24 protein-coding genes are annotated in these 16,591 nt (G+C 45.7%); all 24 read right to left on the reverse strand.

The window, feature by feature from the left end; translation table 11 throughout:
* The 24 genes from NSQ51_RS13420 to NSQ51_RS13535 all read right to left on the reverse strand — a co-directional run bounded on the left by NSQ51_RS13420 (nt 1) and on the right by NSQ51_RS13535 (nt 16,574).
* Complete coding sequence (locus tag NSQ51_RS13420; RefSeq protein WP_121650036.1) at nt 1-960, reverse strand: hypothetical protein; 960 nt, start codon at nt 958-960, stop codon at nt 1-3.
* Between the two features lies 1 nt (nt 961).
* Nucleotides 962-1,636 (reverse strand): LysM domain-containing protein, encoded by a 675-nt coding sequence (locus NSQ51_RS13425; protein WP_033016786.1) that lies wholly within the window; start codon nt 1,634-1,636, stop codon nt 962-964.
* Complete coding sequence (locus NSQ51_RS13430) at nt 1,633-3,891, reverse strand: tape measure protein (protein WP_121650035.1); 2,259 nt, start codon at nt 3,889-3,891, stop codon at nt 1,633-1,635. The genes NSQ51_RS13425 and NSQ51_RS13430 overlap by 4 nt, the downstream gene beginning before the upstream one ends.
* 183 nt (nt 3,892-4,074) lie before the next feature.
* Nucleotides 4,075-4,476, reverse strand: a complete 402-nt coding sequence (locus NSQ51_RS13435) for a phage portal protein (protein ID WP_033020559.1) — start codon at nt 4,474-4,476, stop codon at nt 4,075-4,077.
* A gap of 11 nt (nt 4,477-4,487) precedes the next feature.
* Nucleotides 4,488-4,952, reverse strand: coding sequence for a phage tail tube protein (locus NSQ51_RS13440; protein ID WP_019417361.1), 465 nt, complete (start codon nt 4,950-4,952; stop codon nt 4,488-4,490).
* An 18-nt stretch (nt 4,953-4,970) separates the two neighbouring features.
* Nucleotides 4,971-6,269 carry a phage tail sheath subtilisin-like domain-containing protein gene (locus NSQ51_RS13445; RefSeq protein WP_121650033.1) on the reverse strand — a complete coding sequence of 433 codons (1,299 nt, stop codon included), beginning with the start codon at nt 6,267-6,269 and terminating at the stop codon, nt 4,971-4,973.
* Nucleotides 6,269-6,451, reverse strand: a complete 183-nt coding sequence (locus NSQ51_RS13450) for a hypothetical protein (RefSeq protein WP_014194736.1) — start codon at nt 6,449-6,451, stop codon at nt 6,269-6,271. Before NSQ51_RS13450 ends, NSQ51_RS13445 begins: the two co-directional genes overlap by 1 nt.
* Nucleotides 6,435-6,842, reverse strand: coding sequence for a DUF6838 family protein (locus tag NSQ51_RS13455; protein ID WP_079935610.1), 408 nt, complete (start codon nt 6,840-6,842; stop codon nt 6,435-6,437). Before NSQ51_RS13455 ends, NSQ51_RS13450 begins: the two co-directional genes overlap by 17 nt.
* Nucleotides 6,832-7,209: an HK97 gp10 family phage protein gene (locus tag NSQ51_RS13460; RefSeq protein ID WP_233434069.1), complete on the reverse strand. Its 378-nt coding sequence runs from the start codon at nt 7,207-7,209 to the stop codon at nt 6,832-6,834. Before NSQ51_RS13460 ends, NSQ51_RS13455 begins: the two co-directional genes overlap by 11 nt.
* A 20-nt stretch (nt 7,210-7,229) precedes the next feature.
* Nucleotides 7,230-7,595: a hypothetical protein gene (locus tag NSQ51_RS13465; RefSeq protein ID WP_121650031.1), complete on the reverse strand. Its 366-nt coding sequence runs from the start codon at nt 7,593-7,595 to the stop codon at nt 7,230-7,232.
* Nucleotide 7,596: 1 nt separating this feature from the next.
* Nucleotides 7,597-7,938 (reverse strand): hypothetical protein, encoded by a 342-nt coding sequence (locus tag NSQ51_RS13470; protein ID WP_121650030.1) that lies wholly within the window; start codon nt 7,936-7,938, stop codon nt 7,597-7,599.
* 2 nt (nt 7,939-7,940) lie between these two features.
* Nucleotides 7,941-8,087: a hypothetical protein gene (locus NSQ51_RS13475; protein ID WP_164834629.1), complete on the reverse strand. Its 147-nt coding sequence runs from the start codon at nt 8,085-8,087 to the stop codon at nt 7,941-7,943.
* Between the two features lie 13 nt (nt 8,088-8,100).
* The gene (locus NSQ51_RS13480) at nt 8,101-8,919 is read right to left on the reverse strand and encodes a N4-gp56 family major capsid protein (RefSeq protein WP_025950454.1); all 819 of its coding nucleotides are present in this window, start codon (nt 8,917-8,919) and stop codon (nt 8,101-8,103) included.
* 20 nt (nt 8,920-8,939) lie between these two features.
* The gene (locus NSQ51_RS13485) at nt 8,940-9,497 is read right to left on the reverse strand and encodes a phage scaffolding protein (protein WP_121650028.1); all 558 of its coding nucleotides are present in this window, start codon (nt 9,495-9,497) and stop codon (nt 8,940-8,942) included.
* A 131-nt stretch (nt 9,498-9,628) separates the two neighbouring features.
* Entirely contained in the window at nt 9,629-9,823 is a 195-nt protein-coding gene (locus NSQ51_RS13490) for a hypothetical protein (RefSeq protein ID WP_014194728.1), read from the reverse strand.
* A complete protein-coding gene (locus tag NSQ51_RS13495) occupies nt 9,820-11,277 on the reverse strand; it encodes a minor capsid protein (protein WP_025950452.1) in 1,458 nt (485 codons plus the stop codon). The genes NSQ51_RS13490 and NSQ51_RS13495 overlap by 4 nt, the downstream gene beginning before the upstream one ends.
* Nucleotides 11,270-12,694, reverse strand: coding sequence for a phage portal protein (locus tag NSQ51_RS13500; RefSeq protein ID WP_121650027.1), 1,425 nt, complete (start codon nt 12,692-12,694; stop codon nt 11,270-11,272). The genes NSQ51_RS13495 and NSQ51_RS13500 overlap by 8 nt, the downstream gene beginning before the upstream one ends.
* A 12-nt stretch (nt 12,695-12,706) precedes the next feature.
* Nucleotides 12,707-13,969 (reverse strand): PBSX family phage terminase large subunit, encoded by a 1,263-nt coding sequence (locus tag NSQ51_RS13505; protein ID WP_110107640.1) that lies wholly within the window; start codon nt 13,967-13,969, stop codon nt 12,707-12,709.
* Nucleotides 13,956-14,396, reverse strand: a complete 441-nt coding sequence (locus NSQ51_RS13510; protein WP_025950450.1) for a terminase small subunit — start codon at nt 14,394-14,396, stop codon at nt 13,956-13,958. The genes NSQ51_RS13505 and NSQ51_RS13510 overlap by 14 nt, the downstream gene beginning before the upstream one ends.
* Before the next feature lie 348 nt (nt 14,397-14,744).
* Nucleotides 14,745-15,185 carry an ArpU family phage packaging/lysis transcriptional regulator gene (locus NSQ51_RS13515; RefSeq protein WP_220699882.1) on the reverse strand — a complete coding sequence of 147 codons (441 nt, stop codon included), beginning with the start codon at nt 15,183-15,185 and terminating at the stop codon, nt 14,745-14,747.
* A gap of 127 nt (nt 15,186-15,312) precedes the next feature.
* Complete coding sequence (locus NSQ51_RS13520; RefSeq protein WP_233434065.1) at nt 15,313-15,792, reverse strand: hypothetical protein; 480 nt, start codon at nt 15,790-15,792, stop codon at nt 15,313-15,315.
* Nucleotides 15,793-15,857: 65 nt separating this feature from the next.
* The gene (locus NSQ51_RS13525; protein ID WP_121650026.1) at nt 15,858-16,070 is read right to left on the reverse strand and encodes a hypothetical protein; all 213 of its coding nucleotides are present in this window, start codon (nt 16,068-16,070) and stop codon (nt 15,858-15,860) included.
* Nucleotides 16,071-16,083: 13 nt separating this feature from the next.
* Nucleotides 16,084-16,281 (reverse strand): hypothetical protein, encoded by a 198-nt coding sequence (locus NSQ51_RS13530; protein ID WP_220699880.1) that lies wholly within the window; start codon nt 16,279-16,281, stop codon nt 16,084-16,086.
* A gap of 125 nt (nt 16,282-16,406) precedes the next feature.
* Nucleotides 16,407-16,574 carry a hypothetical protein gene (locus tag NSQ51_RS13535; RefSeq protein WP_183085374.1) on the reverse strand — a complete coding sequence of 56 codons (168 nt, stop codon included), beginning with the start codon at nt 16,572-16,574 and terminating at the stop codon, nt 16,407-16,409.
* Nucleotides 16,575-16,591: the final 17 nt, after the last annotated feature.

Raw genomic sequence — 16,591 nt, forward strand, 5'->3', positions numbered from 1 at the left:
TCAAATCACCTTCAAATCTAATTGCATCGTGTGCACGCCGCCTTCCCAGTTGTGCGTGCATTCGTCAACGAGAAAATATTGCTTGATGCCGATCTTTTCGATGTACACAAACACAAAACAACCGGCGCGCACTTTCCAATGGCCGAGGCAGGTGAGTTTCAATGATTTCGTTTCACGGTTACGCAACTTGATTAACTTGTCCAACAAGTCTTTGATTTGCGCGGCCGTCATCCTTTCATCGACTTTGCGAAATTCTTGCAATCGTCCCCATTTAGCAATGTTCGCGCTGTCTTGGGCAATATAGACCTCGCGTTTTCCTGTTTTTTTGTTGTCTTGCACGATCTTGATACGATTGTACGTTTCCTCGTCGATTGACTTTTTATAGTCGAAATCAAAAAGCAGACTCTCTTCCCCAATGTAGAAGTCGTCTGCTCGAATGGCCATGTTATTGATATTTCGCAGTTCCAGTTTCCCAAAATGATCGAACAGTACATAGTTCCTGTTCGTTGCAATCAACGTTGAATCTAAAAACTTTGCCACCACATCGAGCGCTTTTTTGTTGTCTTCGACCATCGCTGGCACTTTGTATCCCGTTTCTTCAAACGTTCCAATTTTCAATCCTGCATCGGTTGCAATTTTCCTAATGCCGGCCGTGGCCGTTGTTGAAGAAAAGACAAAGGTGTCGTTGTACATCAAATATCGAAGCTGATCATACGCCTTAACACTAAAATCACTATCCGCATTGAATCCTGTTTCAAACACATAGCCGTAGAAAATCTTGTATGATCCGTCGGTGACACGAATCACGGCTCCACTATTGATGGAAAACTTACGCGGATCCTCTATCACCAACTTTGCTTCCAAGGTGCCGGCTTTCCCGATCCGGCTGGTTGTCCATTTTAAGCTGGCCGCGGGCATGTCCCATATGGTTCCGTCTCGATTATCGATGAACACTTCCATTTCATTTCACCCAGTCTGGCGGGATCTTTAGCACTAAGCCGATAGGCAATCGGCGCAATTGACTGTCCTTGATACCGTTCAATTTCTGCAATTCACGATATCTATGACCACTGCCCGTGTAATACTGCGCCACCTTCCATAAGCTATCCCCTCTTTTAAGCGTATAGGTTGTTGGTTTCGGCTTCGTATTTTGCCGAGTGGGGGTATTCTTCTTCACGATTTGTTTCGTTCCGTTTTTTGCCTTGGCGATTTTCATTTTTTTTGGGCCGAATGGTACATATTTTTTTAACTCAAGAGAAAAGTTGACGTCCTCGCTACCAAAAGACTCGTCGTATTCAAAACGCTCAATGGTCACCAATTCATTAATCGTAAACGGCCCATTGACATAAATATATCGAACGGGCTGTTTGTGATTCAGCCACTTTTCCAACAAACGAATATAATCCTTCGGCTTTTTAAAGACCGTCGCTGAATAGTGCGTCGGTTGTGCTGGGAAGTAGGACTCCAGAGTAAAACTTTTCAGCTTTGCTGGCTTCGGGACATTCACTTTCCCTAACGAGGCAATCGTAAATTCTTCTCCGTCCCCTTCTTCCTTCACATTCACCTTTTCGGGGTTAACCGGGAGACGGAAGAATTCCCGGTCATTCACGACAAAATATATGGCTCTTTCCGTCATGAGTACGCCCCTTCCGCCGACCGTGCGATTTCATTTGACATGAGCTGTTCAATACGTCGGATCAACTTGTTAATGTCGACTTCGCTGCGAATATCGCCGGTTTGAACTTGGACAGTCGGTGTCAGTGTGATGAAGTTCTGAATCGACTTGATTGTCGCCAACTCTTTGAACACTTCTAAATCTTCCTCAGCAATATTCACCTCATCATCAATCTTCCCAACCTTTCCGACCTTATCCAGTTTGCCGCCGGTCGGGTTTTTGCCTTTATCATTTCCAATGGGATTCTTCATGCCAGGGCTGTTGGCGATTTGATTACCAAGCGCTTGGGACGGAAAGGATTTGAACGGATTGCCTGTTTTCCCATTCGGAATTAGGCTTTTCGCTTTATCCCACACTCCTGCCAGCTTATCTGATACGTTTTTGCTGAAGTTGATACCGGCTTTATTCCCCGCGTCAAACGCTTTGGGAAGGCTGAGCAAATTCATCCGTGGAATACTAACCACATTTTTGCTGCTTGTCGGCGCTTGAAGATTTGCTGCCCAGCTTTTCAATCCACCGGAGATGTTGCTTACCGATCCGGCACTCAGTTTGCCGATCGTTCCGATGTTCACGCCTGGTATCATGTTCAGAGCTTTAATCAGCCCATTAATGGCGCCAATCGCAATATTTGCCCCAGCTACAAAAGCACGAGCCAACGCATTGGCCGCACGATCAAAAGACCCGGCGAGCGCCGCCATGTTGTCGATCACCATTTTGGCTAAATCGTAGAACAACTTTTTAACGGCGTATGTCGGATCGATAAACACGTTGGCCAGGAACTCAGCAAACGTTGCAAACAGATTCCATAGGTTGGCCACACTGTTCCAAATATAAGCCCCCAACGCCGCAAACAACCCTGTAATAAATCCAATCACCGCAGCTGTTTGTTCTCCCCATCTTACCGTTGCATAAGCAACGAATCCGATTAAAGCAATGATCGTCAGTAATACCCACGTGGCTGGGGAGCTAAGCATAGCTGCATCGTATACCCATTTTGCGGCTGCTGCCATGAGGGTAGCTGCTCGCACTACCAACCATTTCGCTGCAAGGCCAAGCAAAATTGCACCAATCCCAGCCAAAACAGAGCCAATGACCGTTAAAACTGGCGCAATCCACGACCAATTTTCTTCAAAAAACCGTCCAACGGCACCAACCATTCGATAGAAAAACTCCAGCGCATCAAAAGCAAGATCCATGCCTTTAATAAACACGTTGACAAAAAACATCGCATGTTCCGCCATCGTAGCGAACGCATCAGAGTTCACGAACTGGTTAAACCGAATCAGCAACGGTTCAAATGCGCGGAACGCCCAGTTTTTGAACATGGTCATCGCATCGGAGAACGTCAACGGCATGTTTTTGAATTTCTTTTCAATGTCATCGGCAGCTTTGAACAAGGCGTTTTTGATAATGTCGGCAGTAATCGTTCCTTCTGCTGACATCTGCTTTAATTCGCCTTTTGTTTTCCCTGTAAAATCCGCAATTGCTTGGGCGAGCAATGGCGCATTTTCCATGATAGAACGGAATTCATCGCCTTGTAGTTTTCCAGCCGCCATCGCTTGGGTCAGCTGATACATGCCGGCTTGACGTTCAAAAGTGGACGCGCCGGATACGGTGAACGCTTTTCCCATCAACTCAGAAAACCGGATCATTTCGTCATTATTTTTGAATGCATCTTCTGCCAACAACCCTAACTTTGCGACCGAGTTAGCCATATCAACGTAGCCGCTTCGACTGCGTTGCGCTGCTTGGTATATCTTTTCCTGTAACTGCGCTTGTGTTTGCAAACCGTCATTGATATTTGCCAAACGTGCCGATGTAGAAACATACGTATCCGACGCTTCTACAAATGTTTTCGCCCCTTGCTTGATCGCTTCCAATGCCATATAGGCCGCCGCGGAGCCGGCAAAAGCACTAAAGAATGCTCTGACTGCACTAGTTGCCTGATGAATGGGAGGGGGCAAGCTAGCAAATTTCGACTGGAGTGGCGTTAGAGCATCGACGGATTGTTTAGATGCCAAAACTAGACGTTCTAAATCAGCCGATGCGTTCGTAATCGCTTTACGTGCTTTCGCCAATCCTTTTGTATCTAATTGAGTCGCGCTCGCATCCATCTTTTCCATGACGCGAATGGTCGCGTCCATCGCGCGAATCATTTTCATGAGCGGCCCCGTCAATTTGTCATTTAACGCTAACGTCGTTTGGACTCCAGCCATTCGCTCACCCCCTCATTTTGCTTTTTATGCGATCGTGTTCTTCTTTCTCTTTTTTCAATTCCAACTGAATGCTCGCAATGACAAACGCCTTTTCTTTTCTGTCCATCTCTAAAAACTCACGAGGACGCCAATGAAAACGGTGGAGAGCGACATGAGCATAAAACGCCTCTCCACCTTCTTCAATTAGTTTTTTGCCTCTTCTACCTCTTCGTCCATCGTCTTATCAAGCCCGGAAATTTCCGTCACCTTCTCAAGAATTTGGTTTGCTTCTCCTAAAAGGAACATTTCTGCAAACAACTTGTCCGCTCCTAGCACCCCATACGACTCTTGTAGTTCGCGATCGTTCAAATCAGGATACACAATCGATGCCACACAAATTTCACGATTATATCTCACCACATCAAACACCCGTTCCATCTTCCCGCCTTTTCCTGGACGGAATTTAAAGCAGCGCTCATTGATGGCGTCCGCTTCGCCGGCCGTGAGGGGACGCAAAACGAGTGGTTCATCAAAACGTTCCAGCTTCAACTCTACATTTTCATATGGTTTTACATTCCCTTTTAAAAAAGCTTTAAACTTGCTCATGTCGTTCCTCCTTAGTTAATGGTTTTAAATTGGTCAAGCAGATCGAAGTCATCAAACGTGAACGATACTTCATCTTTCAGGACATCGTCAGAATCTCCATCAAGCTTAGCGATGAGTGTGCTGTCCGGCACAATATTTTTGATGATTGCTGTTTGCTTGCCGGCTGCACTCGTAATATCCGCATTGACCAACATCGCATCGAAAATCGGCGCCTTCCCTGTCCGTAGATATTCCAATGCCATAGCGCGAATTTCTGGGCGATGGTAGTAATACGTCATGTTCCCTTTTCCGTTTGCTCCAACGATTTTACTTCCATTCATACGTGCGCCTACACGTTTGACGTCAGCTTTGATATATTCAATCGTTGCGTCAAATTTCACAATTTCCGCGAACTCATATGACTTCCCGTCGATCGTAATGTATAGCGTCCCTTCCTTCGACGAGATCGCATCTTTTGATTCCATTACACGTGGCATATTTATCACCTCCGTTTATCACTTGCACGCCACTGTCATATAGAGTTTTTCCATGGCATCGACGAATTTAAGTCCTACATTGACCAACACAGCATCTTTTTCATCACCTTGTTCAACTACAATTTCATCTGGATTATATGGCTCTAAAGCACCGACTCGCACGAGAGGATCTAACACGGTTTTCATCACTTCTTTTTTGAACAAGTTTCGGCCGTCCTCGTTGTTGTTCACTTTTCCAATGAAATATTTGGAGTAGATATACTGCGTGTTGTCTGAAACGATATCCATTTCACGAATGATTTTGTTTTTGCGGAAATCTTGATTTTTTGTCGGTGTGAATGAACGGAATGTGTTAATGTCTTGTTCTACCACTACCGAATCCCGATTGAATGTATAGACGATATGACCATCTTTCAATGCCTGTTCGATTTCCTCATGTGTTTTGCGTTCACAGTCAACAGCACCTGGATACTCGGCATATGTCAGCGAGCTCGTTCCGGCATTCGCGTACGCTGCTGCGTACCAATACAGCGCGTCTTTGGCGGTTAGTTGTTCGCCCCCTTCAAGCGTGACGCCATTGAGAACCGACACCACACCTTCATGATCGGCCTCGTTATAGTTGTTGGTGACGAGCGTGACATTTTTGCCGTAATTAGCCCGCCATTCTTTCACTTTGAGTGCGAGCAGCGCCTTCACCGTCGAATCGTCCGTACCGACGGCTACCACTTTGAAGTCTTGTGTATCCAATCCTGCAGCAAATTCACTATAAGCGTCATTTGTTGCTGTTCCCGTTGTTCCTCCGGACAGCGTCAATGTCACGTCAACTGTTGGCAGTTGCCCGCTAAACGTAACAAATGCATTCGGCTGCAAGTCAGCAATGGTAGCTACCGTTTGTGTATCTACGACAGCTCCATCAAAATACGTTCTCACTGTTGCTGTGCCATCCAAATTCACCGTCACTACTACTGATAGTTTATTGCCATCAGAACCGGCGTACTTGGCGGTCGCCGTCAATCCTCCACCCGTTGCCGCGGCTTTATTCCCCCCACTATTCAAGTTAAAAATCAGTACTTGACTGGTTGCCTTGAACGCTTCACGGAGTGGAACGATTTCGTTCAAATTCTTCCCTAACACTTCTTTAAATTTGGTGTTCGGCGTGACCTTTACGAACTTTCTCGCTTCGCCCCAATCTAATTTGATGGGAATGGCGACAACCGTATTGGAGTCCGGCGTCGTTGTGTTCAGGCTGTTCGTTTCAAAATTGATATACGCGCCAGGACGAATTTTGTTTTGCGTCTTCCATGTACCTCCTGCCATTATTGAACCTCCTTCGCTTTCCATTCACTCAAGAGCGTGTCTACTTCTTCTTTCGTGTACGTTCTCGACTCATCAAGCAGCACTTCAAGCAGCAATCGATCTTTCGCATATTCGGTCGCGCCCAAAAATGCTGATTTCCCATATCGCACTTCTGCCGTGCTTTTTTCAGTTTGCCGCGCCAATTTCCACCCCTCCTAGCGTCTGCATCTTTGTTTCGTCCGCCTTCTCTTGAAGCCAAACGCTCACATCGAACGTGATCACCAGCACGTTATCGGTTTTCGTCCCTTCGACACGATTGACATGGTAGCGATTCGCGATGTATTGAAATTCGTTTTGAAACGTTTCAAACACGTCATCGCATTCTGTATCTACTTCTGTAGATTGAGGAAAGTACACTACATTGAACGAATACGACCGTTGCACTTGACCTTTGACTTTTCTTTCTTGGCCAGATCGAATGATACGCACAAGAAAAGCAGGAGTTTGAAGCCCCTGCTTGACTTTTTCATCGTATACTTTGATGTCGCCAAACACCTGTTTAATTTGCTGAATAATGAGTGTTTTAATCTCCAAAGATCCGCCTCATCTCCTTTTCGATCTCCCGTTGCCACATGTTCGGGGCGATTCGGCGCATGTCATCCATCGTTAGCTTCAACATAAACCGTCCTTCTACCCACCCGACGGTCTGTCCAGCCACCACGATACGATGTCCGTTTTCCACAAACGATGCATATTCTGCCTGGTTGTAAATGTGAATATATATCGTATCACCCTTGCTCATCACATAATACTTCCAGTTGTTTCGCAAGTTTCCGGTATCAACGGGCGTTAGTTTTTTCACCTTTCGAATGGCTAGCTGTGCGATGCGTCCGGCCACTCTCATTTGCACTTGATGAGCGATTTTATTTAACTCTACCAGTTGTTGTTTCAACAACCTCACTTCACTGAACTCGTACCCCATTACGCATAGCCCTTTCGAATGAGCAATACTTCTTGATGGGTGACATACACAAATGGCTCTTTTGCCGACTCATATCGGATCCCATCAATCACAAAAACATCGCCGGCCTGCACATCAATGTCACTAGATAGCAGCGCCTTGACATCATACTGAATGGCGTTTGCATCACCCTGCACAGCGTTATTGAGCGTCTGCATACCAACCGAAGAAAGGCGACAAGGCACGTTTTCGTGCTTTGTCGCCCACTGCATTCCGTCGGCGCCATTTGGCTTCTGATACGGTTCGTATCGTTGGATGGTAGCTGTTCGGTCATACAGCCGTTCGACCGCGGATTTGGCTTTGAGAAAGATGTCACGGGCCCGCATGCTACCACCTCATTTTGCGAAACTTATATAACGCATTCTTGTATGAATGAACAACACTCTCTACTTCTGTTTCGCCTTGGCTCTTTTCGTGGGTCGTAAACGTGACTTGCACGTCCCCTTCTTTGATGGATTGAACAGTCGGTTCGGCATCGGGAGTATTTTTCTGCCTCAAACGAATCAAATCTACAACCATGTTTGCGTGAACATATCTCAACTCGTCCGGGACGTCCTCCCGATTGCAAAACGTCTTGATCGCCTGGCCAACTTCATCGATGTACATCTCCAGGCGATCGTCAGACAGAGAGGTGTCCAATTGGGCTTTCACAATCTCAAGAACGGTCATCACTATTCAGCTGCCTTTTCTGATGCCTTTTTTGCCCCTTTTTTCGCCTCTTCCTCCACCACTTCTTCGTATCCAGCCTTTTTAAAGGCGGCCTCTTGTACATCGTTGTGCGCGACCAAAACAACGTCGCCTTTTTTAAATTTCTTCATGTCCCGTCACCCCTTACGCGTTTTTGTGCACGTAAATGGCGTTCTTTTTGTTCTCGAATACGAACGCATCGTAACGAATACGTCCTTCCACCAATGTACCGTTAATGCCTGGCGGATTTTCATGCGTGACATAGTCAGTCAATTTAATTGGTGCCACTGTCGCCATCGGATGCGTAATGAAGAACTCGACGTTGGCTGGCAAGTAAGAAGACGGCACCGTAATCAATGGAATCCCGTCAATGAGACCCACTTGCCCTTTCATTAGTGCATCCTGTGCGATATCAGACGCTTTAATGAAAGACGGGTCTAAGCGAATTTGTTTATAAAAATTCGCGCCAATATACGCTACGCGACCAACCAATGGCACTTTCAAGTCTGTAAGTGTCGTTGTCGCATCCAAAAACGCCTCATACGCATTATCCTTTGTAATCGGCGCCGTCGCCGTCGTGCCCGCATTGGCGCAAATGACTGCAAAACGATAGATGTCCACCTCCGGCACAACCACTTCGTCAATCTGACGGGCAAGCGCTTTGCCGGCCTCCATAACACCCATGGTATCTTGTTTCGATTTATTATCGATCGTAAACGTAAAGGACCGATCGCGTGTTACTTTCATTTCTTGCACACTGTTCTCCAGTTCGACCGGTGTGCCATAACGATTGTTTCCTGACGGCGTATAATCTTGCATCGGTGCTGTTGGGATCGAGAATACCTTGACCGTTTCGACCCCAACCCACTCCAAATCTTGATTTACAGCTCCACCCGAAAGAGATTGTTTTTTGAAACGCTCGTCGACATATGGCGCATACTTCTCCGCATAGTTAATTGGCATTGTTCATTACCTCCTACACATTAAATAGAATTAAATCCAGCTAAAAACGGATCCTCTGGATCCCCGCCAGTCGGATTGCCTTCAGCTGGTTTGATCCCCGTAATTTTCGGTTGATGGTTGTTTTCAGGCACAAATAAAAAGGACTTGGTTTCTTGCAGCGTCTTTAACTGCTCATCCAGTCCTTTCGTGATGTTTCCGTTTTCGTCTAATTCAATAGCGTCCTTGTCAAGAAGCGACGCAACCAAATCGGCGTCATGTACCTTTCCATTAATCGCAAGTTTAATCGCGCTGTTCAATTGCGTTTCTTTGATTTTCGCTTCATATACCGCCTTCTCCTCTTTATATCGCTTCTCTAAATCCGCAAGCTTCGTTTGTAGCTCTTCATTTCCCTCGGCTTGCTTTTTCAACTGTTTTAAGTCGTTGTCGCGCTGCTCTAGCTGTTTTTTCATATCGTCAAGGTTGGCTTTCAACTCATCGACTTTGGTCTTGTGAGCTTCAACCGACTTTCCATGCTCGGCCATAATTTTGTCAATGACCTCTTTCTCCAGTCCTAAACTTTCGAGAAATTCACGTTTCATTCTTGTTCCCCTCCAGGTTACGTTTTTTTACGTGGTTACGGCCACGAACCGCTTTGTTCTTTAACGTCTACAAATGCTAAAAAGACGAGGGAAAATAAAAAAGCACATAACCGTTTTGTTTGGTTAGGTGCTTATTCTATAATTTGAATTGACTTAATTTCTGGCTCACCAACACCGATATATTTTCCGTCGATAAACATGTCAAGACTATCATAATCATTATCGGTATCTTCTTGGTCGGTATAATCTTGGACAATCCCCTCTAATATTTCACCATCTTTGAGAGTAACTCTTATTTTCTTTCCTACATATTCCCATAATCTCAATGCTCCATCCCTCTTTCTTTTATTAAAGTTGGAACAATATGAGTTCCTGTCTTACTATAATGTATTTTAAAGTCTTTTGTTTTTACTTCTTCTCCCGTTGTTTGATCCACATATACCCCGATGTATTTATCACCTTTTATGAGTTCTTTATTTATCCATTCTCCTTTGCTACTGAATTGAAGTACACCAGTACCAGCATATTTTCTCACTAACTCATTAGCTTCCTCATAAGAAATCGTTAAATAGCTTGGCTTCTGCTTACCCTTTGCTTTATTTCTCTCTACATAATCAAGATAGCGTTTATGAGACGGATTATGCTTGTCGTAATGGTTTCGGCTGTGTTCCAATTTATAAACACCATTACGAATATCGGCTCGTATCTGTTCTTCTAACGCTTGGCGCTTCTCTCTTTCTTTACGTTCCGCCTCGAGCTTCGGTTTCAATACATGTTCATTATACCACTCTTCATAAGGAACCGAACCCACCAATCCATTCATGGACTGGCGTTTTTCGCCGTTTGTGTACTCCGACTCATCAAAATGCGGGATCGTCGTCGTTCGGCAGCGCACATGAAACGGCGGCGCATTCGTGCCTGGCTTATAATCTTTGACGTTATAAACCTTGCCGTCTTGATATCTACAAATATCTGATGTTCGCATATCGAGCGTGGCCAAAATCTCGTATTTCTCCATTCCTGCATCGCGATAGCTGTTGTGCGCAGCTAAATTGTGAAAGAAGCTCGCTTCCGTCCTAACCAACGCTTCGGCGCGCGAGTATGCAACGTCTGTCACTCTCACTATTTCTTTGGCCGTCCGATCGATGGACCGGCCGATGATGAAGCTTTGTTCGAGCGACTTTCGAATGTTTTGCATGGTTTCTTGTTCGTGGCCCCAAATCCGTTCAGAAAACTCTTTGCCACTCCAGTTGTACGACATCACTTCGCGCATGGTGCTGTCATCAAGTATTTGAACGTTTGCAGGGATGCCGGCCATCGCGAAATCATACATGAAGTGGTAGTACGAGTTTTGGTACACATCGACCAACCCCGTATAGGTGTACTCCTGCAATCCGTTTTTTCCGCCATAGAGGTGCAGCATCATCATTTCGATTTGCGCTAAAAGCAACTCTAATCGCGAAATCCGAACACGATAACTGACTGCGTTGAGCAAATTTTCGTATTGCGGATTTCCCGCGAGGGCCATAGCACGAAACCGGGCCAAATCGACTTGCTTAAATTCTTCAATTTCTTGGGACGTTAAAATCTTTTTCGCCTCATACAATGAAAGCTTGTTATCTCTCGCATACCTTGCGTAAAACGCTTCAATCTGTCGCACAATATCTCGTTGCGCTTCTTTCAGTCGCTGTTGCATCTGCGCTAAATATTTCTCGACAATCAACTGCGCTTCCTGTTCTCTTTGCGCGGCACGCTGCTCCCAATACTGCCGGCTATTCATTTACGTTCCCATCTTTCCTTTGTTGCTGGAACGCACCCTGGTAGCCGTTATACATTTGTTCTTGTTCCTGTTGCTTCTTCAATCGTTCCTCGACTTGCTCCGTATACCACGGATGATTTTCACGAATTGTCTGGTCATCGAGAATACCAACCGACGCCTGGCAGTTGGCGATCACCTCTGACTCATTAATGATGATGTCACGGTTGAAGATAATTGAAATTGGCTCATTCGTGAAATCGCCTTTTCCTGTCATGAGCAAATACTGGTCGATGAACCAAATCAAATGTTCTAGGCTTGATTGAAACTCGGTTTCAAGGATGTTGCAGTCCATATCTAAATCCGAATATCGGTATCGAAGCGCCACTCCACTGGCGTTGCCCAGGTTCTCATCCTGTGTATCAACCCCGCGTCCAAATTCATAGATGGCTTTGCGAATGCGCAACAACTCTTTTTCCACAGCATCTGTCTGCAAATCGGTTTGTAGCTTGTCTACATCACCGTTTTCATCTAACTTTACCGCCCGATATCGGTTCAAATCATTTAAAAACTCCTGCAAGTCCACGCCGCCGTAATTCACAAGCTTGTAGATGAAATTCGGGATATCAGCCAAAAGGTCCGCGTTCACAGAAGCCTGCAAATTGTAATCATCAACGAGCGACTTGATACAGTCGATGAGAGGTTGTTCCTCCTCATTGTATTTAAAAGGAATGAGCGGAATACGCTCCCACAGATACGGCTTTCCATCGATCATGAAATGATAGTTTGTTTCCACTCCAGCCAACACATCCGGAACGAGCGAATCGGCTTGCCAGACATAATAGTTAATCCCGTTTGGGTGGTGATACTCGACCTTCTTTTGTAGTTGTTTTTGTGTGTTCGTGTACACCACTTCTTCATACACCCGAATAAACGACACAATCTCTTCATGATCATTATCTTTCCAGAACGGAATAATTTGTTCGCTCGGAATTTTTTTGAAAGCTAATTCTCCTTTTTCGTCAATGTACACATATAAAAAAGCGATCCCTTTATTGATCGCTTCTTTGCCGAGATTTTTAATCACCTTTAACAGCCGTTTATCAAACATATCTTGCATAATTTTGCGGTATTCTTCGTTTTCTGTCGCGATCGTCGGCTCCTTTGAAAGCAAATAGCCCACCTTTTGATTGACGAGCTTCTTCACAAAGTCATGAGCCAATTTTTGATTGGAACGCCACGTGATTTCCTGATTTTTCTTTTCAATGTCCATCTTCGTGCGGTAATATCGATCGCCGAGCAACATCAAATTCCGCTTTTCGCTTGTCTCCCAGTCTTTGACGATCGCCGCCAAAAGTTGCTCATCTGTCATGATCCCTTTCGCAAGCTCCGCCAACGCCCGCTCATGCCATGGCGCCCTGAATAAGTCCTCAATCAGCACATGATCACCTCCCTATTTCAAAATTGATACGGATGGCCGTTTCATATCGTCTTCAAACGCATACCGTGTGGCATCGATCGTATGATTATTTTTATCCTCCAGCTTGGGCTTTGGATTGCCGTCTGCATCTACCTGATAGTCAATAGACTCAAATTCTCTTGCGATGTTTGGTGTTCTCTTTGGGTCAATGACGATCGCCTCTAGGTCATCCAGCCATTTCTCCCCGTACTCCACGCTTCCCGGCCCCTTCTTGGCTCCTTTGATTCGTGGTATGCCGTGCTCTTTCTTCATTTCATCTATCGATTTCGGTTCGGCACTATCGGCAATGATCGGTTCAAGATGATAATTTTTCGCTTTGATTTTTTCAGCTGCTTCCCGGTTCGATAACTTTACACCATATATTTCGTCAATCGCGTAAATCGTTCTCCTCGTTTTATCGTAGTGCCAGCGTACAAACGCGAACGGATCCACACCATATCCCCAGTCAATGCCCTGGCGGATGTTATCAAAGCTCTTCATCTCGTCATCCGTAATCGTCCGAAACACCAAGTTGTCAAACGGTACCACACCACTCCCGATCGGCTCGCCAAGGTATTCATGACGATACTTCATTTCATTCGTTCGCTTTGTGTGCTCCGCTTCCTCCATGAAATCCTGCGACAAAAACGGATTATCCAAATACGTCGAGTGATGAACGAACGTGTTTTCAGGAAGAAACTGCGTTTCGTATTTTTGGTTCACCCATGATTGCCTCCGTTTTGGCGGGTTATAGCTGTAAAAAAACGTATATCTCAACCCATCTGGAAGCTCTCCGCGCAACACCGACTTTTCGATGACAGACACTTCTTCTTCTGTCTTAAATTCAGCAAGCTCTTCGATCCACATAATTGCTAGTGGAAATTTCGATGCTTTAATGGATTTGATTTTTTGTGGGTCATCAGCACCGCGGAACAGAATCCGATTTCCTCGCGGCAGATACGTGATCCGCATCGGGTTGATCGTCACTTGAAAATACTCTGTGACACCCAATATTTCCATCGCTTCTTTCAGCTGTTCCAACACCGAATCCGCTAGCGTGTTCCCGACCCTGCGTACAACAAGAGCCGTCACCGGATACCGCATCACCAGCAATAACACCATCATTGCGATATGCGTAGATTTGGCGCTGGCCCGACCACCTTTCAGTACATAGCGCAAATAACGTTGCTGTTTCACCAGCGCCCACACTTTTTGGAACGTTGGTGTAAACACTTCAGAAAGCCTAATCTGCTTCATCGGACTCACCGATGTCATCGATAATTTGAACACCAAAATTGGCGTCGATTTGCTGGCGCTCGGTCCACATGGCGAAGCGCTTGCCGAGGAGCTCAGCGGCTTTGACACGATCCCGAATGCTTGGTGTCTTATCTTCCAATTCAAAAAATCCTTCGCCTTTTCCGACAGGGATTTCTTCCGTGACCTCACCACGCAGCACTTTTGTCAAAAACTCCAGCACCTCATCCTGCGAAGCGACGCGTGCTTTATCTTTTTCAGCTAAGCGTTGACCGATGTACTCTTTAATCGCAACATTTTGCAACAGTTTGTGCGCATGACCTCGAGCCGTAGCGTCGGAATACCCAGCCTTTCTCGCCGCCTCTTCTGCGTTTCCTAATTCGATATAATAATCCGCAAACGCTTTTTGTTTTGGCGTCAACTTCCGCATCTACATCCCACCTACCTCCTCCTCTATTTTCTTTTGATCGCCCCGCGATGTCGCTTGTACGTTGGCCGATTCACGCCCATGATTTCCATCCAATCGCGCCAGGTCATCTTGTCCCTCTTCTTCATACGACGCAGCTTTCGTTTATCTTTATCACTCAACGCCTCGTGCAACTTATACACGTGGATCACCTCACTTAAATAAAAAACGCCACCCGATCGGGTGACGCTGATCCAACATATCTCACGCTATCATCATATCATGTCTGACACAAAATAATCTGTCATCTTTCTGTCATTTTTCCGTCAGTTTTCCTTCACTTTTCTGTCACTCACAAAATAAAAAAGACACCTACACAGGTGTCTCTTCCTCTTTGTAAACCTCTATTCGTAAAGCGAAAGCCAGCTTGTAGAACGCCCTTTCTCGCTCGCGGTAGTATTTTGATTCACTGATACACATATCGTTGTATACATCATAATCACGCGGCTCCTCTATACTCATATATCGTTTGATAATCAATTCGCGTTGTAGCTTCGTCAACCGATTCACCGCACGTACTATCCTTCTCATATATTCATCACGTTCCCGTTCGAAATCCACTTTTCGTATTGCAACATCTTCTGTAGACGAATGAAACGCATTTGTCTGCGACGGCGGCACGAGAGAGTACGTCTGTGTCACGCGTGGCAGAAATTCGTCCGGAACCGTCAACATATACATGCGATATTTTTCAAGTGCTGCCTCGACTGCTTCTTTTGTTTTTTCTCCGTCCACATCGCGAAGGAATGACATCTGTTTATACTTTACCAACCGGACCACTCCCGTTATAATATTGTCAAGGATTCCCATTGTTCACCGTCTATTCACCGTCATTGACCGGGAGAAGTCCGGTCTTTTTTTATGTCCGAACCTTACATAATCACGCACCATAGACATCTTTTTGTAGTTTTTGTAACGTATAAAGCCGTAATGCTTTCAGTTCACGTTGAAGATTGACGCAATTGTCCGAGTATCGGTCATTATCCGCCATCGCGGTTTCGAACATCTCTTTCCAGCGCTCGACTTCCTGCTTCAACTGCTCGCATTCCTGCTCCTTCTCTGTCAACAGCTTGTGCGCGTGGATCGCTTCTCGTTTGAGCCATTCGATGCCGGCCTCTTCTGTTGTATCTTCAGTGATCGTTTCGCTATCGGCCGGCTCATTCTCTGCCGTTTCTTGCGATTCAGTCCCTTGTTGTTCCAACTCTTTTTCCAATTGAGCGATCTTCTCCTTCCGGAAGCTCTTCCAGTTATACAGCTGTTGTTTGGTGATATTCTTGATCGCTGCGATCACGGCATCACTGAATCCCTGGCGGCGCAAATCGATGTATTCCTCGACAGTCAAGTCAATTTTCTTGGCCACTTCGGTCTTCTCCCTCTTGTCTTGGATGCTCTTTTTCGATATGTTCATCCAGCTGGCGTTGCATTTCAAACAGTTTTTTTATGTTCATCTGTTTCCCTCCAACTTGGTTTATAGTTATTCACATAATCCACAATCCTGCTGTAGAGGACGTCCCCGATGCCGGGGATGTCCTTCATGCCCTCTACCAACTCCGCGATCATTTGCGCCGCCGCCATCGATGCCTTTTTCTCCGCTTCTTTCATTCCGGCATTGAACCCGCGCCAATAGTCTGGATTCATTTCTCCCCTCCACTTACCAGAAGAAATATCCGCGTTTTTTCGCTTCTTCCCACTCTTTTTCCGTTTCGATCACTTCGTGTTCTCTTACATCGCCGTAGCAATCCGTTATCACTCTGATTCTCAAGAATTTTTCATCAAATTCTTTTGTCCATTCCGCTTCATACGATTCAACACTGATAATCTCTTTAATGTAATATTCCAGTGCGTTCATTTTCCTCGCCTCCATTAAACCGGTTTATCTCCCTCGTACGCCGCCGTTTTATGTATGTCGGTACTTTCCTATTCCTCCTGCTGTCCGGCGGCTGTACGGGGCGAATACGGGCGTTTATGAACGTGTTAGTTTTTAAGCCTTGCTAGCGCTAAAATCATTTTCAAATCGTCATAGTCCAGCTCCTGTATCTCCCGTCCTTCATACTCGTGTATGCCCATTTCCAAGAGGCGGCGGATCACAAACTGCCGTTGCAACTCGCGCATGTGTTGCACTGATTTATAGAGTGTGCCCATCATTCATCCCCCTCCGG

This window comes from Geobacillus sp. FSL K6-0789 (assembly GCF_038593135.1).
Lineage (GTDB): Bacteria > Bacillota > Bacilli > Bacillales > Anoxybacillaceae > Geobacillus > Geobacillus stearothermophilus.